Source organism: Prosthecobacter sp. (genome assembly GCF_044227185.1).
In the GTDB taxonomy this organism is placed as follows: domain Bacteria; phylum Verrucomicrobiota; class Verrucomicrobiia; order Verrucomicrobiales; family Verrucomicrobiaceae; genus Prosthecobacter.
In genome coordinates this window covers 389027-409672 of record NZ_JBGAFO010000003.1, presented here as the reverse complement: position 1 = coordinate 409672, position 20646 = coordinate 389027, and the positions used below count along the sequence as shown (strand labels likewise).

Annotated in this window: 19 protein-coding genes; 13 read left to right on the top strand and 6 right to left on the bottom strand. The window is 63.0% G+C overall.

From position 1 onward, the window contains the following. The first annotated feature begins 97 nt into the window (after positions 1–97). The 9 genes from ACILSQ_RS09530 (at position 98) to ACILSQ_RS09490 (ending at position 8730) form a co-directional block, all read left to right on the top strand. Entirely contained in the window at positions 98–3358 is a 3261-nt protein-coding gene (locus ACILSQ_RS09530) for a PSD1 and planctomycete cytochrome C domain-containing protein (RefSeq protein WP_395743374.1), read from the top strand. Between the two features lie 129 nt (positions 3359–3487). Further along, positions 3488–3721: a hypothetical protein gene (locus tag ACILSQ_RS09525; RefSeq protein WP_395743373.1), complete on the top strand. Its 234-nt coding sequence runs from the start codon at positions 3488–3490 to the stop codon at positions 3719–3721. Between the two features lie 37 nt (positions 3722–3758). After that, positions 3759–4016, top strand: a complete 258-nt coding sequence (locus ACILSQ_RS09520; protein ID WP_395743372.1) for a hypothetical protein — start codon at positions 3759–3761, stop codon at positions 4014–4016. Continuing rightward, positions 4013–4966: a hypothetical protein gene (locus tag ACILSQ_RS09515; RefSeq protein ID WP_395743371.1), complete on the top strand. Its 954-nt coding sequence runs from the start codon at positions 4013–4015 to the stop codon at positions 4964–4966. Before ACILSQ_RS09520 ends, ACILSQ_RS09515 begins: the two co-directional genes overlap by 4 nt. A gap of 28 nt (positions 4967–4994) precedes the next feature. Next, the gene (locus tag ACILSQ_RS09510; RefSeq protein WP_395743370.1) at positions 4995–5327 is read left to right on the top strand and encodes a hypothetical protein; all 333 of its coding nucleotides are present in this window, start codon (positions 4995–4997) and stop codon (positions 5325–5327) included. Beyond that, entirely contained in the window at positions 5324–6106 is a 783-nt protein-coding gene (locus ACILSQ_RS09505; protein WP_395743369.1) for a sterol desaturase family protein, read from the top strand. Before ACILSQ_RS09510 ends, ACILSQ_RS09505 begins: the two co-directional genes overlap by 4 nt. A 124-nt stretch (positions 6107–6230) precedes the next feature. Further along, on the top strand, positions 6231–7700 hold the full coding sequence (locus ACILSQ_RS09500; RefSeq protein WP_395743368.1) for a DUF1501 domain-containing protein: 1470 nt from the start codon (positions 6231–6233) through the stop codon (positions 7698–7700). Positions 7701–7756: 56 nt separating this feature from the next. After that, positions 7757–8497 carry a YqjF family protein gene (locus ACILSQ_RS09495; RefSeq protein ID WP_395743367.1) on the top strand — a complete coding sequence of 247 codons (741 nt, stop codon included), beginning with the start codon at positions 7757–7759 and terminating at the stop codon, positions 8495–8497. After that, positions 8494–8730 carry a hypothetical protein gene (locus ACILSQ_RS09490; protein ID WP_395743366.1) on the top strand — a complete coding sequence of 79 codons (237 nt, stop codon included), beginning with the start codon at positions 8494–8496 and terminating at the stop codon, positions 8728–8730. The genes ACILSQ_RS09495 and ACILSQ_RS09490 overlap by 4 nt, the downstream gene beginning before the upstream one ends. A gap of 11 nt (positions 8731–8741) precedes the next feature. On the opposite strand, the gene ACILSQ_RS09485 is transcribed toward ACILSQ_RS09490, so the two are convergent. The 6 genes from ACILSQ_RS09485 to ACILSQ_RS09460 form a co-directional block, all read right to left on the bottom strand. After that, a complete protein-coding gene (locus ACILSQ_RS09485) occupies positions 8742–9329 on the bottom strand; it encodes a hypothetical protein (RefSeq protein WP_395743365.1) in 588 nt (195 codons plus the stop codon). Positions 9330–9360: 31 nt separating this feature from the next. Then, entirely contained in the window at positions 9361–10740 is a 1380-nt protein-coding gene (locus tag ACILSQ_RS09480) for an APC family permease (protein ID WP_395743364.1), read from the bottom strand. Further along, positions 10737–11975, bottom strand: coding sequence for a glycosyltransferase (locus tag ACILSQ_RS09475; RefSeq protein ID WP_395743363.1), 1239 nt, complete (start codon positions 11973–11975; stop codon positions 10737–10739). Before ACILSQ_RS09475 ends, ACILSQ_RS09480 begins: the two co-directional genes overlap by 4 nt. Positions 11976–12093: 118 nt before the next feature. Then, on the bottom strand, positions 12094–13362 hold the full coding sequence (locus tag ACILSQ_RS09470) for an MFS transporter (RefSeq protein WP_395743362.1): 1269 nt from the start codon (positions 13360–13362) through the stop codon (positions 12094–12096). Continuing rightward, positions 13359–14021: a hypothetical protein gene (locus ACILSQ_RS09465; RefSeq protein ID WP_395743361.1), complete on the bottom strand. Its 663-nt coding sequence runs from the start codon at positions 14019–14021 to the stop codon at positions 13359–13361. The genes ACILSQ_RS09470 and ACILSQ_RS09465 overlap by 4 nt, the downstream gene beginning before the upstream one ends. A gap of 75 nt (positions 14022–14096) precedes the next feature. Beyond that, positions 14097–15272: a PQQ-binding-like beta-propeller repeat protein gene (locus ACILSQ_RS09460; protein WP_395743360.1), complete on the bottom strand. Its 1176-nt coding sequence runs from the start codon at positions 15270–15272 to the stop codon at positions 14097–14099. Between the two features lie 88 nt (positions 15273–15360). Between ACILSQ_RS09460 and ACILSQ_RS09455 the strand changes: the two genes are divergently transcribed. From ACILSQ_RS09455 to ACILSQ_RS09440, 4 genes are read left to right on the top strand one after another with little or no spacing between them, the layout of a single operon-like run. After that, entirely contained in the window at positions 15361–17157 is a 1797-nt protein-coding gene (locus ACILSQ_RS09455; protein ID WP_395743359.1) for a sulfurtransferase, read from the top strand. 1 nt (position 17158) lies between these two features. Next, positions 17159–18379, top strand: a complete 1221-nt coding sequence (locus ACILSQ_RS09450) for an AGE family epimerase/isomerase (RefSeq protein WP_395743358.1) — start codon at positions 17159–17161, stop codon at positions 18377–18379. 58 nt (positions 18380–18437) lie between these two features. After that, positions 18438–19490, top strand: coding sequence for a type IV pilus twitching motility protein PilT (locus ACILSQ_RS09445; protein WP_395743357.1), 1053 nt, complete (start codon positions 18438–18440; stop codon positions 19488–19490). A 20-nt stretch (positions 19491–19510) separates the two neighbouring features. Beyond that, positions 19511–20605 (top strand): type IV pilus twitching motility protein PilT, encoded by a 1095-nt coding sequence (locus ACILSQ_RS09440; RefSeq protein ID WP_395743356.1) that lies wholly within the window; start codon positions 19511–19513, stop codon positions 20603–20605. Positions 20606–20646 lie beyond the last annotated feature (41 nt).

The window sequence follows — 20646 nt, the reverse complement described above, 5'->3', positions numbered from 1 at the left end:
AAAAACCGCACTTTTGCCCCCTGCAAGGTGGCACAACTGCTGCGCGTATGGATTTTGGCGGGAAGTGGTGTAGAGTCGCTTTCCGTCGAACCCCCACATGACCCTCCGCCTCCAGTTTCCCTCTCTCGTTTTGGGCGGCTTTGCCGTCGCCGCTTCCCTCGCGCCGGCCGCCGAGACCTTTCCGCCTGACCAGATCGAGTTCTTCGAGAAAAACATCCGCCCGGTCCTCGCCGAGCGCTGCTACGAATGCCACAGCGCGCACAAGCACCAGAACGGCCTGCGCCTCGATTCACGCGAGGCCATCATCCGCGGCAGCGAGTACGGCAAGGTGGTGGAGCCTGGCAATCCAAGTGCAAGCAAGCTGGTGAAGGCCATCAATCACGTCGCCGGTGTCGAGTCCATGCCCAAGAAGGGCGGCAAGCTGCCCGCGCCGCAGATCGCCGCGATTGAAAAATGGATCAGCATGGGCCTGCCCTGGCCCGTGGAAGCCACGGTGGGCGAGCACCCAAAGGCCGACCCCATGCAGCACTGGGCCTTCAAGCCCGTGCAAAAGCCCGCCCTGCCCGCCGGCTACACCGGCAATCCCATCGACGCCTTCGTGGGCGCTAAGCTCAAGGCCGCCGGACTGGATTTCGCCGCCCCGGCCGACCCCGCCCTCCTCACCCGCCGCCTCTACCTCACCCTCACCGGACTGCCGCCGAGCTATGAAGTTCTGCAAAAGAACCCCGCCCCGCAGGCGGTGATTTCAGAGCTGCTCTCCCAGCCCGCCTATGGCGAGCGCTGGGCGCGCTTCTGGCTGGATGTGGTGCGCTACGCGGACACCAACGGCTACCAGGTGGCGGGCCGCAGCAACTACTACCCCTTTGCCTACACCTACCGCGACTGGATCGTGAAGGCGCTGAACGATGACATGCCCTACGACAAGTTTGTGAGCTACCAGCTCGCGGCGGACCGCATCACCGCCGCCACGCCAAACTCCCCCGACCTCGCGGCGCTGGGCTTTTACAATGTGGGAGAGCGCTTCATCAACGACAAGCTGCTCATCACCGATGACCGCATCGATGTCATCGGCCGCGGCCTCATGGGCCTCACGGTCGCCTGCGCGCGCTGCCACGATCACAAATTCGACCCCATCCCCAGCCGCGACTACTACGCGATCTACAGCATCCTGAACAGCAGCGAAGAGCCGGACGACACCGTGCTGCCCATCATCGGCAAGGCGGCGAACGAAAACGATGCCAAGGACTACAACGCCAAGGTGGCGGAGATCGAGAAGAAGGAGCTCGATTTCAAGCGCACCGTGTATGACGAGTTCCGCAAGCCGGAGCGTCTGGCCGACTATCTGGCCTTTGCGCAGGAAGAGGCGGACGTGAAAGACAGCACCGTCTTCAAAGGCAAGGCCGGCCAGGTGAAGCTGCGCGACCGCGTGGCCAGCCAGTGGCGCGAATTTCTGAAGCGCTACGCCCTCAGCGCCAAACCACATGCCACCATGATCGCATGGAGCCGCTTTGCCCAGATCCCCGCGGCGGAGTTTGCCGCCAAGGCGCCGGCCATCGCGCAAGAGCTCGCCAAGCCCGGCAGCGGCTGCACACCGGAAATCGCCGCTGTCTTCACGCAGACGCCGCCGAAGTCCATGAAGGACGTCGCGCTGGCTTATGCGCGCATCATTCTCGAAAGCAAAGTGGAGCCGGTGCGCCAGCTCATGCAGGACAAGCTTTCGCCCATGTCCGTGCCGGTGGAAGGGGCCAATGTGTTCTTCACCCGCAAGGACAGTGAGACGGTGGTGCGCCTTAACAACGAACGCACCAAGCTGGACAGCACCCACCCCGGCGCGCCGCCGCGCGCCATGGTCATGGTGGACAAACCCAAGCCGCAGGATGTCCACGTCTATATTCGTGGCAACCCCGGGAGGCAGGGCGAGATGGCGCCGCGTGCCTGGCTCACGATGTTTGGAGGTGAAAAATTCACCGATGGCAGCGGCCGCCTGGATCTCGCCAAACACATCGCCAGCAAGGACAACCCGCTCACCGCGCGCGTCATTGTGAACCGCGTGTGGCTGCAGCATTTCGGCAAGCCGCTCGTCTCCCAGACCAGCGACTTCGGCGTGCAGACCGCAAAGCCGGTGCAGGCGGATCTGCTCGACTACCTCGCCGCCACCTTCATGGAAAGCGGCTGGAGCCTGAAGAAGCTGCACACGCTCATTCTCACCTCCCGCACCTTCCAGCAGAGCAGCCATGCCACGCCGGAGAAGATGGTGAAGGACGCGGAGAACGACCTGCTCAGCCGCTTCAACCGCCAGCGCCTGGATTATGAAACCATGCGCGACTCCATCCTCTCCGCCTCCGGCGAGCTGGACACCCACCGGCACGGCGGCCGCGCCACGGAGCTGAACGCCAAGGATGCCGACACCCTGCGCACCGTGTATCTGAAAGTGGACCGCTACGACCAGGCCAGCGTGCCGGCCATGTTTGACTTCGCCAATCCCGACAGCCACAGCCCGCAGCGCTTCAACACCACCGTGCCGCAGCAGGCGCTCTTCCTCATGAACAGCCCCTTCATGCGCGCCCGTGCCGATGCCATCGCCAAGGCCACCCCGCTGACCGGCACCACGCTCGATTCCGAGGCCATCCGCGCCATGTATCACCGCGTCCTCGCCCGCGATCCCAAGCCCGATGAAGTCGAGCTGGCCCAGCGCTTCGCCGCGGATGCCACCGCGCTGAACGCCGAGAAGCCTTTCCGCTGGAGCTACGGCACCATGAAGTTCACCCGCACGCCTGAGGGCAAGCCCGGCTTCACCGACTTCCTCGCCTTCACGCAATTGACCGATCGCGGCGGCGGTGGCCAGAAAATCTGGAGCCCTGCGCCAAAAATCCCGGACCCCGTGTGGGGCCACGTCTTCTGGGCCAACTACGGCGGTCATGCCGCGCCCAGCGGCTTCGTCGTCACCGCCCGCTGGCACGTCCCCGCGGACATGAAGATCTCCATCGACAGCACCCTTTCCCGCAGCAGCGATCGTGGCGATGGCGTCCGTGCCTGGATCTACAACCTGCGCACCGGCATCCTGGCCGAGCAGCTCTGCACGCCACAGAACAAGAAGGTCCCCATTCAGCTCACCACCGAGGTGAAGCGCGGAGACACCCTCTGCTTCATCGTCCACAACGAAGGCGGCACCGACAGCGACAGCTTTGACTGGCAGCCCACCATCAGCCGCGCCGACACCGGCGAAGTCCTCACCAACTCCAAAAACGACTTCTGCGACGCCAGCCGCTGGCCCATCGGCCGCGCCAGACCCCAAAGCGCCCTCAGCCAGCTCGCCCAGGTACTGCTCATGAGCAATGAGTTCATGTTTGAGGATTGAGTCAGGCGCGATGGGCGCTCGAGTCTGTCGCCCCGCGCCCCGTCCCCAGCAGGCAGGAGGTGTCTGGCGCGATCCCAGGCATTTCAAAATGTCTCGACACCGCTCCGGCGATCGCGGTAGCATACCTCCATGAATTCGCCACGTGCCCGCCTTTGGCTGCGTTGTGCCGTCGTCTTTTCTTCGCTGAGCCTTCTCCTCGGCTGCGCCTGGTTCGCGCAGAAACAATCCAACCCAGCCATGATACCGGGCTCCAAGAGCGGCACCTTAATCATGTCTGGCAGTAAATCTTACACCGGCGGGACCACGATTGCCGGAGATGCCTTGCAGACCAGCAAGTCGCAGCCACCGCCTGCCAAGCCGTGAATGGGACACACGCGCATCCTGCTGCTTTCCTTCAGCAATGAAGACTCGCTCTAAACTCGTCCGCCTCGCCGTGCTGGCCTTGTCACTCGCCCTGCTGGCCGCCTACGTGATTTATGCCCAGTCCAAAAGCCGGACGGCGAAGCAGGAGGCCAGCGAGGAGTTCATGCTTCCGAGTTCCAAAGCCCTCACCCGCCCTGTGTTTGTCACGCGGGAGACTGAGACCACGGCAGCGGATGAAAAAACAGCCGAACCAGCGGTCCAGGCACCTTCTGATCCATTTGCACCCAGGCCATGAACTCCTCTGGCATCGCACGCTTCGCAGCTCTGGCTTCATCGGTCACGCTCCTCACTTGCTACGTGGTGTACTCACACCGCTCGGCCAAGCCTCTGGAGGACCACGCCGACACAGAGACGGAATGGCCGCAGCCAAAAACTCCATCACCGCCCCCCGATCCCATCGCCGCACTGGCCGCCACTGATTCCCGCCCCCACCAGATGCAGCCCGCGCTTGCTGACGTGGCGGTGGGAGACCTCCACCCGCCCGGCTCCGCCGAGCCTCTTTGGAAATCACCCATGAACGCGCGGGTTCTGGGAGATCATGGCAACGGCCCCGAAAACAGCGAACGAATGACGACTCCCGCAAAACTCGCAGCGAAGTATTTCCATCGGAGCCGGCAGATCATGCCGGGGTCAAAATCGGCCGCCGTGTTCGCGCCGCCGCTGGCCATCACTCCGTCGAATCTCCCTCCGGAGCTCGAAATCTTCCGCTTCGAATCTCCGGCCAGGACCGAGTTCTCGACCGGCCTCCCTTTACTCACAGATCAACTGACCTGGTATGCTGACGCCCTTCCACCTGACCCGCCCGGCTCGCTGGAGCAGCCGCAAAACATCCAGCGCATTCTGGCGAATGATGGCCGCGAGACCCGCCCGCAGCCCGACTCCCTTCAATCATCCACTCCGCCCGACCCGCTGGAGCAGCCAACTAACATCCAGCGCATCCTCGCGGATGACGGCCACTCAGCGGACGAGAGCAGAAAGGCCATTGCTCCTGCAAGGCTCGCCGAAGTCAGGCTCTACGAGCAAACGCCGGTCCCGGTCTATACGGGCATGTGGTTCGGCCAGAGGCCGAAAGAGGTGCCGGACAGTGTCTTTTACCGGCCTTTGTTCCAGCTTCTCACGCCCCTGACCATCAACGAGCCTCCCACTCCATCACTTCATCAAGACTCACGGCTCCCGCGCAAATAACCAGGAGTCAGGCACTTCCCCTGTGACCATGCGCACTCGCTTCCAAGTCATCCGCCTTGCAGCGCTTGTGTCATCACTGACGCTGCTGACCGTCTATGTGATCAATTCACAATTCAAACGTCGCACGGTGATCCATTCACATTCCAACTATCCCCCGGCGAACGATTCACCATCCACACATCGCACGGTGACACCTGCCGATGAGAGGCGTCTGATGCTTCCGGGCTCCAAAGTACCTCTCGAGGCCGTTATCCCCGCTCAGCAGCTGGAAAAGATTTCCACCATATGGGTCTTCCCCATCGTGCCCGACACAACCAGCGGCTCAGCAGGCTCCGCCACCACTCCACCGTCAAAGCCATGAACCTTCCCGCCATCATCCTTTCCACCAGCCTGAGCCTGCTCTTTCTCGTGGTGCTCTTCCGGCCGCTGGAAAAGCTCTTCCCGGCGCGCGAAGGACAGAAGTTTTTCCGCCCCGCGTTCTGGACGGACCTGTGCTTCCTCCTCGGCCAGTATCTTCTCTGGAGCGGCCTGGTGTTCTGGGCGCTGAACCACTTTCGCGGCTGGCTGGATGGCATCGTGCCCGCGCATTTCCGCGCCGGTGTCGCCGCTCAGTCGTGGTGGCTGCAGGCCATCGAGATGGTCGTGCTCAGCGACTTCCTCATCTACTGGGCGCACCGCCTTCAGCACACGCTGCCCTTCCTCTGGCGCTTTCATTCCATCCACCACAGCGCGGAGCACCTGGACTGGCTGGCCGCGCATCGCGAGCATCCGCTGGATACGATCTACACGGTGGGCATCATCAATCTGCCCGCCTTCATCCTCGGCTTTCCGCTGGAGACGCTGGCGGGCTTCCTCGCGTTCCGCGGGCTGTGGGCCATCTTCATTCACTCCAATGTGCGCCTGCCCATCGGCCCGCTGGGCATGATCCTCGGCGCGCCCGCGCTGCACCACTGGCACCACGACAAGGCGCGCGACGCCGGCAATTACGCCAACATCTCCCCGCTCATGGACATCCTCTTCGGCACCTACCGCTGCCCGGACCACGAGCCGGAGGCCTTCGGCATCCACGAACCGATTTCCAAACACTACCTCGGCCAGCTCTGGCACCCGTTCCGGCGCAAAAAGCGGAATACAGCATGATCCCCGCCCGGAGCATGGACTTTCCTGCCCAGGCCCGGCCTTCTACCCCCAAAATGGCAAGATCAGCACTTCCTTGTCGTACATGCCCCCGATATTGACCTTCCATCTCAACTCCTAGCACACCATGTTCCGCATCCCTGGCGTTCCCGGCAAAGACCTTTGCGACAAAAACCTCGGCTTCTCCCGCCGTGACATCCTGCGCGTGGGCGGAGGTTCCATGATGGGCCTCACCCTCAACAATGTGCTCCGTGGCCAGGCCATGGCGGCGAACTCTCCGAACGCGGGCCGTGCGGGATGGGGCAAGGCCAAGCACGTGCTCATGATCTACCTCCAGGGCGGCCCCTCGCACCTGGACCTGTGGGACCCCAAGGAAAACGTGCCGGACAAGGTGCGCAGCGCCTTCAAGACCATCCCGACGAAGGTTCCTGGCAAGCACTTCACCGAGATCCTCCCCGGCCTCGCGAAGGTGAACGACAAGTTCACCATGATCAATTCGATGAGCTACACGCCGAATGGTCTCTTCAACCACACGGCGGCGATCTACCAGATCATGACGGGCTACACCACGGACAAGGTCAGCCCCTCCGGCCAGCTCGAGCCGCCGAACGCCAAGGACTTCCCGAACTTCGGCAGCAACATCGTACGCCTGAAGCCGCTGCAGGAGCCCATGCTGCCCTTCGTGCAGCTTCCCCGCCCGCTGCAGGAGTCCAATGTCGTCGGCAAAGGCGGCGGTGCAGGCTTCCTGGGCAAGGCCTACGATCCCTACACGCTCTTCCCCGATGGCGATGACCTCGACATGGGCAAGATGGACCGCATCAAAATCGACGACCTCCAGCTCCGCCCGGACCTCTTCAGCGTGCGCCTGGAGCGCCGCGCCAAGCTACGCGACGCCATCAATGACCAGATGCCGCAGATCGAAGCCGCGGTGAAGGACATGAGCCTGGACAGCTACTACAGCCAGGCGCTGAACCTCATCTCCAGCGGCCGTGCGCGTGATGCCTTCGCCCTGGACCGCGAGCCTGCCAAGCTGCGCGACCGCTACGGCCGCAACACCTTCGGCCAGAGCTGCCTGCTGGCCCGTCGTCTGCTGGAGGCCGGCACCCGCGTTGTGGAAGTCATCTGGCCCAAGGTCGCCAACTCCGACAATCACTCCTGGGACCACCACGTGGGCCTGACTGAGCGCATGAAGAACAAGTCCGGCCCCATGCTGGACCAGGGCCTCAGCGCGCTGTTTGAAGATCTGGACGCCACCGGCCTGCTGGATGAAACGATCGTCGTCGCCCTCGGCGAGTTCGGCCGCAGTCCCGAGAAGGGTGTCTCCACCAGTGGCAATGGCAACAGCGCCGACGGCCGCGACCACTGGCCTTACTGCTACACCGCCGTTGTGGGTGGTGCCGGCATCAAGCGCGGTTACGTCCATGGCAAGTCCGACGCCACCGGCTCCGCACCTGCCGAAGACGCCGTGCATCCCACCGAGCTGCTCGCCACCATCTACCACGCTGTCGGTATCGATCCCGAGACGATTGTTTACAATCACCTCAATCAGCCGCGTGAACTGGTGAAGGCGAAGCCCGTGACGAAGCTGTTTGCGTAAATCAGCGCAGGTCACACTGCCCGTTGTGCAGAGATTCCAAACAGGCATGCTACGGCATGCCTGTTTCATTTCCGACGCTTGATGGCCGCCTCGCATTCCGCGAGCGCCCGCTGCGTGCGCACGTGATGCACCAGACCTGGGAAAGCCTGCTCTTCCTGCACTGGCGCTGGGACCCGGCGGACATTCAGCGCACGCTGCCGCCAGGTCTGCATGTGGACACTTTTGAGGGAGAGGCCTGGCTCGCCATCGTGCCCTTTTACATGCGCGGCATCCGTCCGCGCTTCCTCCCCGCCGTGCGCGGCGTCAGCGATTTCCTCGAACTCAACGTGCGCACTTATGTGCATGATGAGCAGGGCCGCCCCGGGGTTTGGTTTTATTCGCTCGACTGCAATCAACCGCTCGCCGTCTGGACGGCGCGCACCTTCTTCCATCTGCCTTATCAGCATGCGCGGATGAGCGCTGAGGCCAGCCATGGCTGGATCGACTACCGCTGCCAGCGGCGTGGTCACTCTGCAGAATCCCTCTTCCGCTATTCACTCGCGGAAACGTCACCGCCCGCGGGGCCCGGCACGCTGGCGTTTTTTCTGGCAGAGCGCTATCTGCTCTTCTCCCAGACACCCCGCGGCATCCGCTGTGGGCAGGTGCATCATTCACCCTACCCGCTTGCAGAGGCCGCCTTGGAGGCCTGGGATGTGAACCCGCTGCTGCAGGCCGGGTTCTCAGATCCGCAGCGGCCGCCGGATCATGTTATTGGTTCGACAGGCGTCGATGTGGCGGTTTATCCTCTCACCGCATGAAGGCTTCCTTTTTGACTGGCTTGAGCACCTGCGGAATTCTCGGCACGGCTTTCTGTTTCCCGCTCACGACTTTTGCGGGCTTGCAAGTCGCCAGCGATCCTCCCCGCCCTCGCACGCCGCTCGATGCGCGCAACGCCTTCTTCGCCGGCATCATTCACTGGCTCCTGCTCGTCACGGCAGCGGTCGCGCTTGCCTGGCTGGTCTGGTGGGCGCTGCGGTTACGCCGCAAGTAAAAGCGTGAAAGTCACCGCATGAAAACCGAGATCCCCTCATCCACGAGAGGCTTCGCGGCGCGCAGTTGCTTGTCGGTGGAGGAGAGCTGTTTGTCGCCGCTGAGGTACGCCGGAATGTTTTCCACGGCCGGGCTGAAGCGGATGCTCACCTTTCCTGCCAGCTTGCCGCCTTCAAAGTTCGCGTAGCCGCCGTAGTCCCATTCAAAGCCCGCGATTTTGAAGGGCTTGCCGTTGATCTTCTCCACTTCCGCCACCGTCATCCCGGACTTGAGGCCGTTTTCAAACACCCACGCCTTGCCGATCACGCGGATGTCGAACACCACCTTCTTCTTTTCGTTGTCCGGGTCCCACACGATCTCCAGTTCGCGGTCGGTGTCTGGAAAGAGCTTCGCTCCGTCGATTTCCTCGCCCTCCGCCCCAGGGATCTTCTGCAGCTTGAGGTTTTCCTTGCCATAGGCGCGCTCGATGTCCGTGGCAGTCATGCCAGGCTTGATCAACCCGACCCGTTTGCCCAGCACGATGGTGTTGTCTTTCGGATCAAACTCATCGGCACGAAGGAGCGCCGTCAACAACAGGAGGCAGGAGAGGATGCGATTCATGCCTCAAATCCTTGGGTCGAGGATGATTAAATCAAGCGTCTTTTACGGCTGAAAACGGCCAGCGGCGGCTTCTCCAGCTCCAGCCCAGGAAAACCAGCGCGCCGGTCAGCAGCGCGACGAGGCCGCCGCCCAGCAGCACGCGGTCCGTCGTCAGCAGCAGATACGTCCAGCCGGCTAGCGCCAGCAGGGCGGGCAGCGGGTAGAGCCACATGCGAAACGGCCGCTCCATCTCCGGCTGAGTGCGTCGCAGCAAAATCAGCGCCCCGATCTGCCCGGCAAACTGCACCACGATGCGCGTGGTCAGCAGCGCATCGATCAGCGTGCCCAGTTTCACAAACGTGGCCGCCGCCGCGAGCACCCCCACCACGACCAGGGACACATGCGGAAAGCCCAGGCGCGGGTGCAGGCGGCCGAAGACCTTGAAGAAGCTCCCGTCCCGCGCCGCGGCATACGGGATGCGTGAATACCCCAGCAGCATGGCAAAGCAGCAGGCCGCCATGGTCCACAGCACCAGCACGGTGAAAAGCTGCGCAAAGTCGTTCCCGTAGATCTTCGCCATCATCATCGTCACCAACGGTTTGCTCACTCCCTCCTCACTCACAAACTCCCGCCAGGGCACGACACCGAGAATGGACAAATTTACGGCAAAGTAGATCAGCGCCACCAGCACGAGGCTGAGCATCACCGCACGTGGGATGACTTTCCCCGGCTGCTTCACCTCGTCACCGATGAAGCAGATGTCGTAGTAGCCCAGGTAATCATACATGCCGATGCGCGCCGCCGCCCCCAGCGCCGCCCATTTCATGCCGTCGAAGTTCCAGGCATCCGCGGGAAAATCAAAGGCCAGCTTTGCATCGAAATGCAGCGCGCCGGTGACGATCACCACGGCCATGGCCAGCAGCGCGCCGCCCCACAGCGTGACCATGATTTTGCCGATCGACTCGATGCGCCGGTAAAGCAGCAGAATGATGCCCAGCCCCACACCCGCCCCCAGGCAGAGCCGCGTGAATTCGCTGCTCCGCGGCCACAGCGGCTGCACATACTGCGCCACGCCCACATAGGCCGTGGCCAGCTCCAGCGGCCCGCTCAGCATGAACTGCCAGATAAAGAGGAAGCCCATGAAGCGGCCCCATTTTTCACGCCCGTAGCCTTCCCGCAGATAGACATAGGAGCCGCCGGATTTTTGCAGCGCCGCCCCCAGCTCGCTCCACACCAGGCCGTCCGCCAGAGCCAGGACCAGCGCCACGCCCCAGCCCAGCATGGACTGCGGCCCGCCCATGGTCAGCATCAGCGCCGGGATGGTGATGAACGGCCCCGCGCCGAGCATGTTGGACATGTTCAGCGCGGTGGCCTGCAGCAGGCCGAATCGGCGCTGCTCGGGAACATGGGAGCCGGGCGGGGAGGCGTTCATTTCATGCGTGACTCGATCCACTCCAGCAGGACTTCCGGGGCCGGCGCCTGCCGCAGCCTTGCCGCGCACGCCTGCGCAGCCTGATGGATCGCAGGATCGTGCAGCAGATGCTGCAGCTCCCGCCCCACACGCTCCGGCGTGAACTGCCGCACGCTCAGCCCCCTGCCCGCCCCGAGGCGCTCCAGGCGGTCCGCGTTGTCGGGCTGGTCATGCGCCATAGCCATGATGAGCTGCGGCACTCCGGCGCCAAAGCCCTGCGACATCGTGCCGACACCTCCGTGATGCACAAACGCCGCCGCATGCCTCAGCAGCGTGCTGAATGGCGCATAGGCCACCGTGAGAATGCTCGCAGGCTGGTCTGGCGGCACCTGTTTCGGCTCACGCGTGACAAACACCGCACGGCAGCCAATACGCCGCACCGCCTCCGCGGCCACGGCGAAAAAGCGTGCCGCTTGCACGTTCGCGCTGCCAGGCGTGAAGACCACCGGCCGCTCGCCGTTTTCCAGAAAGGCCCGCAGCTCCGGCTCCAGCACCTGCTCCTTGGCCAGGTCCTCTAGCGGAAAGGTCCACTGCAGCAGGTTCGCCGGCCAGTCCGGCTGCGGCGGCGCAAACCATTCGGGAAAGAGCACCAGCACACCATCGGGTGAGTCCCACCACTCCCGCCACAGGCTGCGCGGCGGCCTGACGCCATTCGCCAGGCAGATGCGGCGGACTTTCGGCAGTGCGAAGAGATCCACCGGATTCGGCAGCGCAAGAACCGCTTTTTTCAACCACACCGGCAGCTTGTTGAAGAACCGCATGGCCGGGTGCAGCAGGGGCGTCTCATGCACGCTTAGAAAAACCGCGGGCTGCAAATGCACCGTGATCAGCGGGATGCCGTGCTTTTCACGGGCCAGCCGTCCCGCGAATGCCGTCATCGGCGCGAGCATCAGGTCCGCCTTCCCGCAGCTCTCAATGGCCGCGAGGTAGGGCTCCACCGACTGCGCGGCGAACTCAAACACGACCTTTGTGCCGATGCCGGACTTCCAGATGCGCGGGTCGCGGATCATCTTCTCAAACTCGTCCTGCTCTCCCAGCGGAATAAACTCCAAACCCGCCCTCCTCGCATGGTCTTCAAACAAGCAGGCCGTGATCATCCGCACCCGGTGCCCCCGCGCCGTGAGCTGCCGCCCCAGCCAGATGAAGGGAAACACATCGCCGGCGCTGCCGAAGGGGAGGAGTAAAATGTCTGCCATGTCGGGTGGTCAGGGGCAGCATAAATGACGAAACCAGAATGGCGAATGACGAATGAATGACGAAGCCACAAGCCCTCGCTCATTGGGACTTCATTCGTCATTCCTCATTCTGGTTTCGTCATTCTTTTCCGCTCCACCGCTTCAGCAATGCGGGCAGCGCCTGCGGACGCGACATCGTCACATACACGCCTCCGATGATGGCGCTGCCGCCGCAGAACCAGAAGATGTCTCCGGGCGTCCAGCCCAGGCGCATGTTCAGCTCCTTTTGCAGCACCGCCGCCGCGCTGATGCCCACCCAGGAAAGCCACGAAGCCGCGCCCTGCACCGACCCTTTGCGGTCTGCGGGCGGACGATGCTGCAGCACCGCGGCCAGCGGCACGATGAACAGGCCGCCGCCGATGCCCAGCAGCGTGAGGCAGATGGCGAATGCGGACTTGGAAATGCCCGCCCACCCAAGCGCGAAGCCCATGGCCGCCATGAGGAAAGCTCCCACCGGAATGAGCCCGTACTCCACATGGTCCCCGCTCAGTTTTCCCGCGAGCAGGCTGCCAGCAGCCATTCCCACAGCCAGCGCCACCTGCAGCGCGCTGTTTTCCATCGGCTCGATGTGCAGCACCTGCTCCGCATACAGCACCAGATTCATCTGAATCAGCACGGCGATGAAGAAGAAGCCCGTGTTGCCGAGATTGGCACGCCACAGATCGCGGTCCGTGCGCATCCACCGAAACTCGCGCCAGAGGTCGCCGAGGAAGTTGATTCGCAGCGGCTTGTCGGGGCTCGCGGCAGGCACCCGCGTGATGCCCAGGCTCATGAGCCAGCCGAGCATCGCCAGCCCCAGCAGGATGCCGCCGGACCACGCCGGCCTGCCCGCAAAACTCTCCGCCAGCCACGCGGCGGCCAGCGTGCCAAAGATCGCCGCCAGAAAGGTGAGCATCTCAATCACGCCGTTGGCCCATGAGAGCTTCGCTGGAGGCACCAGCTCGGGCAACGACCCATATTTGGACGCCGCAAAAAACGCGCTGTGCACGCCCATGAGGCAGATGCTCACCAGTTGCAGCCCCATTCTCCCGGAGGCCAGCGCATAGGTGGCAAAGATCATGATGCCGATCTCCATCGTCTTCACGCCGATCATCACGCTCCGCTTGCTGAAGCGGTCCGCCATCCACCCGCCCAGCATGGACAGCAGCAGGAAGGGAATGGCAAAATACATCCCCGAGTCCGACACCAGCGCATCGAGCTGCTCCTTCGGCAGCTTCTGCGCGATCACCAGGTAGATGACCAGCCACTTGAGCACATTGTCCGAAAACGCCCCCTGAAACTGCGTGCCCATCAGGCTCCAGAAGCCGCGCTTCCAGCGGGTGTCGATGGCGGAGGAAGAAGGATTCATGCGCGTTTGGCGGCGGCTTGTTCAGGCGTGGGGCAGAGCTTCTTCAGTAGAAAGTGTGTGGGCACAAAGACAACCATGATCAGCAGCGCAAGCCAGGCCACCAGATAAAGCTCCGGACTCATCCAGGTCTGTGGCCGCGCATCGTCCATGCCAAAGACGTAGTTCACATTGCGCGGCAGATTGGGGTCCGCCAGTTTCGCCCCCGCCTGCGGCAGCCAGAAATACGCCACCAGGCAGAGCCCTCCGGCCGTGCTCGTCCAGCCTTTGAGCGCGCGCTTGTCATAGCCCAGCCTGAACACCAGAAACAGCACCAGGAAGGGCAGCCAGCCATGGAACAACGAGAGGCTGCGCAGAAACAGCGGCCGCTGCGCATCAAACATGTACGCCGTCATCCCGGTGAGCCTGACGCCACAGAGCTGCACGAAGTAGTCCACGCACCACAGCGCCTGCGGCAGCAGGATGCCCACGGCGGGCAGCGAGATCAGCAGCGGACTTTCCAGCCACACGCCCGCCAGCGTCAGCAGCAGCGCGACGTCGCAGAAGTAGAGGAAGTTCGTGGGGCCGTAGTGATACCAGTAAACAGGAATCAAGACCGCCATGAAGGCGGTGTAGGCCAGCTTGAGCCAGAGGGGAATCGCAGGTGCGGCAGTCGTTTTCATGCGGGAGAAGCTTCCTGCCTTCCTCTCACTCCGGCCAATCGACCGTCTGTGAGATTGCATTGAGAAAATGCATGATCACTGGACGCTTAGGCACTGCATGTCGCCAGCGGCATTACGCACGTAGATGCGCCCGTTCGCCAGCACGGGCGCCGTCCAGCAGCGGCCCGTGAGCACGGGCGTGCGGGAGATGGCCTCAAACTTCGCCGGGCTGGCCCTGGCGATGATCAGCTCTCCCTTGGCGCTCATGATGATGAGCTTGCCATCCGCCGCCATGAGCGAACAAAAACCCACTCCGGCATCGCTCCACTTTTCGGTGCCCGTGGCAAAATCAATGCACTTCAGGCTGGCTCCCTTGTCTGCATCGCCATCGCTGCCGTAAAGATGACCGTCGATCAGCACGCTGGAGTTGAACTGATTTTTCATCACCCGGCTGCGCCACACTTCTTTCGGCTTGGCGGAGGCGAGATCCAGCACGGCGCATCCTTTGTTGTAACCAGACGAGATGAACAACTTCGTCCCGCTGAGGATCGGATCAGCCGCGTTCACCCCATAGCTGGTGGACCAGGTGTACTCCCAGATCTCGCTGCCGTTGGTGGGATCAATTCCCTTGTACGCACGACCGGAACTCAGCACCACCTGCGGCTTGCCATTGACGGTGATGGGGTAGGGCGTGCAGTAGCCCGCATTCGCCTTGTCACTGGTCCACACCGTCTTGCCCGTGGCCTTCTCCACCGCGGTGCCGCCCTTGCCGACATTCACGATCAGCAGCTTTCCCGAAACCAGCGGCGAGCCCGCATAACCCCAGTCAGGAATGTCCGCGCCGGTTTCCTGCTGAATGTTTTTCTGCCAGACGATCTTGCCGGTGGCGGCATCGAAGCACATCAGGTCTCCCCAGCGGCTCAGGTGGTAGGCCCTGCCGTCTTCGATCGTCGGCGTGGCTGAGGTGCCGCCTTCATAATACTTGTCCCCCAGATCAGCGGCGTAGGCGTGCTTCCAAACCGGCTTGCCGCTGGTGGCGTCAAAGCAGAACACGGTGTCCTTCCCATCCGCGTGCCCGGTGGTGTAAACGCGCCCGTCAGCCACCGTAAAGGAGGCAAAGCCGGTGCCAATCTGCGCCTCCCACAGCTTTTTCACCGTCGTGCCCGCCAGTTTCTCGCTCGAAATGCCATCATGATTGGAGCCACGCCAGACGGGCCAGTCGGCGGCTTGTGCGGCAAGAGTCAGAGCGAGGACGAAGAGGGTCGTTTTCATGCCTGGGAATGGAGCGGGCCGGACGCCCGATGGCAAGCCTGTGTTTTGCCCTCGCGATCCGCCCGTTCATGTGCTTTCTGCACGGTCCATGCCAGCCACCGCCACGATCACCAACATCTCCTGCTACCAGTTCGCCGAGCTTTCCGAGTTGAAGGACCTGCGCGCGCGCCTGCTGGACCGATGCAAAGGCCTGGGCCTGAAGGGCACCATTCTGCTGAGCACCGAGGGCATCAACCTGTTCGTGGCCGGTGTTCGCGAAAACGTGGACGCGCTCGTCGATGATCTCCGCGCCATCCCGGGGCTTGCCGCGCTGAAGCCCAAGTACAGCGAAAGCGCCGAGCAGCCCTTCCGCCGCATGCTGGTGCGCATCAAAAAAGAGATCATCGCCTTCGGGGTCGCGGGCATCGAACCGGCGAAATACACCTCCCCGCGTCTGGAGCCGAAGATCCTCAAGCAGTGGCTGGATGAAGGCCGCCCCGTGATCCTGTATGACACGCGCAACGACTACGAAGTAAAGCTCGGCACCTTCAAAGACGCGGTCGTTGCCGGCGTGGATTCCTTCCGCGAGTTTCCCGAGGCGGTGCGCCGCCTGCCCCAGGAGATGAAGAAGGCCGAAATCGTCTCCTTCTGCACCGGCGGCATCCGCTGCGAGAAAGCCGCGCCCTTCATGGAACGCGAAGGCTTTCAGCACGTCTGGCAGCTCGAAGGCGGCATCTTGAAGTACTTTGAAGAATGCGGCAGCGCGCACTACGAGGGCGAGTGCTTCGTCTTCGACCAGCGCGTCGGCGTCGATCCCGGCCTGCACGAGACCGCCTCCTCCCAATGCTTCGCCTGCCAGACACCGCTCACCGCCGAAGAGCAGGCCGACCCCCGCTACGTGGAGCACGTCTCCTGCCCGTATTGTTTCAAGACCACCGAAGAGCAGCAGCGTGAAAATCTGGCCCAGCGCCATGCAGCGCTCCGTGAAGCCGTGACGCCGCTGCCAGGCAGCCTGCCCTATGACCAAACACGGCCGCTCAATGTCCCCGAAGCCTGTGACCAGGGTACGATTCTGGACTGCCTCTGTCACGTGATGCCCCACATCCCCCGCGAGCAGTGGCAGGCCGTGTGCGATGAAGGCCGCATCGTCACCGATGACCGCGAAATCATCCCCGCGCACCACATCGTGCGCGCAGGCGAGCGCTACCTGCATCTGAAGCCCGCCCAGCAGGAGCCGGATGTGAATGCAGACATCCGCGTGCTGTTTGAAGACGAGGCCGTCATCGTGCTCAACAAACCCGCGCCGCTGCCCGTGCACGTGGGCGGCAGGTTCAACCGCAACACGCTGCAGTTCATCCTCAACACGGTGTGGCATCCGCTGAAACCGCGCAGTGTTCATCGTCTGGACGCCAACACCACCGGCGTGACCGTGCTGTGCAAAACACGCCACTTCGCCAGCTTTGTGCAGCCGCAGTTTGAGCGCGGTGAAGTGGAAAAAATCTACCTCGCCCGCGTGAAGGGCCACCCGCCGCAGGATGAATTTGTCTGCGATGTCCCCGTGAGCGGCGAAGCCGGCAAACTCGGCGGCCGCACGGTGGATGCCGAGGGCGGCCTGGACGCCCGCACCGAATTCCGCGTGCTGCGCCGCGATGCCGATGACACCGCGCTGCTGGAGGCCCGCCCCCTCACCGGCCGCACCAATCAAATCCGCATCCACCTCTGGCACCTCGGCTTTCCCATCGTGGGTGATGCCGCCTATCTGGCCGGTGGCGAAGTGGGCGAGACGCAAACGCTGGCCCTGGGCGCTCCTCCCCTCTGCCTCCATGCACTGCAGATCGCCTTCACGCATCCTTTGACGAAGGAACGCGTGACCTTTGCAGCGGAGCCGCCAGAATGGGCGAAATGAAATGAACCGCACGCTCGCAGACCCCGCCCACCGCCAGAGCCTGAAGGCGCTCTACCGAGACACGCTGCTCAAGGACGTGATGCCGTTCTGGATGCGGCATGGCATGGACGCCGAGTTTGACGGCATCATCACCTCTCTGGACCGCGACGGCGCCATTCTCGACACGGACAAAAGCATCTGGTTTCAAGGACGCGCCGCCTGGACACTTTCGACGCTGTACAACACCGTGGAGAAACGCAGCGACTGGATCGAGGCCGCCGGCTCCTGCCTGGCCTTTCTGGAGAAGCACGGCTACTCCACGGATGGAAAGCTGTTCTTCACCGTGACGCGTGAAGGCAGTCCGCTGCGCATGCGCCGCTACGTTTTCAGCGAGGCCTTCGCGGCCATCGCTCACGCGTCCTATGCAAAGGCCACCGGAGACGAAAGCTACGCGGCGCGGGCAATGAAAGACTTCGCCACGTATTTGAAGTACTCGTTTGAGAAGGGTCTCATGCATCCGAAGATCGAGCCCAACACGCGTCCGATGATGGGCATCGGCGCGCTCATGATCGGCATCGCCACCGCGCAGGAGCTGCGCGTGAATCTCGGAGATGTGAAGGTCTCCGGCCATAGCTGCTCGGAGTGGGCGGACCGCTTCATTTTGGAGATTCAGCAGTTTTTCTTCAAACCAGACCTCGGGGCGCTGATGGAGGTCGTCTCGCCAGACGGGTCGCTCATCGATCACTTCGACGGTCGCACGCTGAACCCCGGCCATGCGCTGGAGTGCGCGTGGTTCATCCTGCATGAGGGGCGCTGGCGGGGCGAAAAAAGCTACATCACACTCGGCCTGGAAATCCTCGACTGCATGTGGCGGCGCGGCTGGGATGCGGAGCACGGCGGCATCTTCTACTTCCGCGATGTGCAAAACAAGCCGGTGCAGGAATACTGGCACGACATGAAATTCTGGTGGCCGCACAATGAGGCCGTCATCGCCACTCATCTGGCATGGCACATCACCGGAGATGCCAGATACGCGCAGTGGCACCAGCAGGTGCATGACTGGAGCTTTGCGCACTTCCCTGATCCCGCCTACGGCGAGTGGTTTGGCTATCTGCACCGCGATGGCACGCCTTCCGTTCACCTGAAGGGAAACATGTGGAAGGGCCCCTTCCACCTGCCGCGCATGCTGTGGTACTGCGGTCAGTTGCTGGAAGAACCCGGCATCACCGAAGATTCTGCGTAACAAAACCCTGAGTGCAGGCTTGAGCTCATGGGCACCGCCCGCTAGCTTCCGTACAACCATGGCCATCACGCTCGACGACATCCTCCAAGCCGCCGAAGACCACCAGGCGAGTGACATTTTTCTCCAGGAAGGCGAGGTGCCGCGCATGAAGATCGCCGAGCAGCTCATGATTTTTGGCGATGATCCGCTGCTGCTGCCGCAGATGGCCGGGCTCTGGCAGGCCTGCGGCGGAGACACCCTCACTGACACGGACCGTGACTCCGGCCTCATCTCCCGCACTCACACACGCTTTCGTGTGAACCTGCACAAAGTCCTGGGCCGCATGGCGGCCGTGCTGCGCCGCATCCGCACGGACATTCCGGCCCTCCACACCCTGGGCGCGCCAGACTGGCTGCTGCAGCGCTGGGCGCAGAAGCAAAACGGCATGATCCTCGTCACCGGCGCCACCGGCCAGGGAAAATCCACCACGCTGGCGGCGCTGCTGCAGTGGATGAATGAAAACATCGCCCGTCATGTGGTGACGATCGAGGACCCGGTGGAGTACATCTTTTCAAACAACCGCTGCCTCTTCACCCAGCGTGAGGTGGGCCGCGACACACCCACCTTTGCCCGCGGGCTGCGCAGCGCCATGCGCCAGGCGCCGGATGTCATTTTCGTGGGGGAAATCCGCGACCACGAGACCGCCCTCACCGCCCTCCAGGCCTGCGAGACCGGCCATCTCGTGCTTGCCTCCATGCATTCCGCCACCGTCTCAGACACGATGGAGCGCTTTGTGAACCTCTTCCCGCCGGACCAGATCGGCATCGGCCTTCACCTGCTGTCACATCAGCTTGTGGGAGTGCTGTGCCAGAAGCTGGTGCAAAATGTCCACGGCAAGCTCTTCCTGCTGGCGGAGCATCTGGAAAACGGCGGCGCCTCACGCGACTGGATCGCGAAGCGCAGCCTCGCGGACGTCTCGGACTACATGAACCGCGGCACAGACCCCGGCACGCGCACCTTCCTCCAGTCCACCGTGGCGGCCTACCAGGGCGGCATCATCTCCGAATCCGAAGCCGTCGCCGCCGTCGGCAACGAGGCTGAATTCCGCCGCGCCGCCCGCGGCATCTCCTGAACCTCTGTTTCCGTTTCATCATGCGCGACCACGATCTCATCGAATACCTTGCCATGGTCATAAACCAGGGCGGGTCTGACCTGCACCTCAGCGTGGGCGCGCCGCCCACCGGGCGCCTCTTTGGCCAGCTCCAGCCGCTGACGGATGAAGTCCTCGACATCGGCGACATCCGCGAGCTCGTCTTCGGCGTGCTGAAGGAAACACAGCGTGCCAAGCTTGAGCAGGAGTGGGAGCTGGACTTCGCCATTCAGGTGGAAAACCTGGGACGCTTCCGTGGCAATGCCTGCTACGTGCTCGGCCGCATCGAGGCCTCCTTCCGTTTCATTCCAGACCAGATACCCGAGCTGCGCGACCTCGGCCACGGCCCCACCGTGGAAAGCCTCTGCAATCTGCGCGACGGCCTCATCCTCGTCACCGGCACCAGCAACTCCGGCAAGACCACCACGCTGAGCTCCATGACCCAGCACATCTCCCGGGAGCGGCAGGCCAACATTGTCAGCATCGAAGACCCCATCGAGTACGTGTTCAAACACTCGCGCAGCCTCGTGCGGCAGCGCCAGGTGGGCAGCGACACCCACAGCTTTGCCCAGGCCCTGCGCAGCGCCCTGCGCCAGGATGCAAACATCATCATCATCAGCGAGCTCCGCGACCTCGAGACCATCCGCACCGCGCTGACCGCCGCCGAGACGGGCCACCTCGTCATCAGCACGCTGCACACTCAGGATGCGCCTTCCACGGTGATGCGCGTGCTGGACGCCTTCCCGGAGGATCAGCAGGACTTTGTGTCCTCGCAGCTGGCCAACTGCCTGCAGGGCGTAATCTGTCAGAACCTCATGCCGAGGCTCGATCAGGATGGCCGCGTGATGGCCTCGGAAATCATGGTCAACAACCAGGGCATCGCCTCCTGCATCCGCTCCCGCCGGCTCCAGCAGCTTCCCAGCCTCATCCAGATCGGCGCCAATGATGGCATGCACACCATCGATGACAGCGTGACCCATCTCGCCATTCACGGGTTCATCTCCATCGACGACGCGCTTCTGCGCGCGCGTGACAAAGACTTCGTGCTCACCGGCTATGAGCGCAAGATGCACGAACGTGAATCACGGAAGCGCTAGGGACGCAAAAAGGCGGGGCCAGTTTCCCGGCTCCGCCTTTT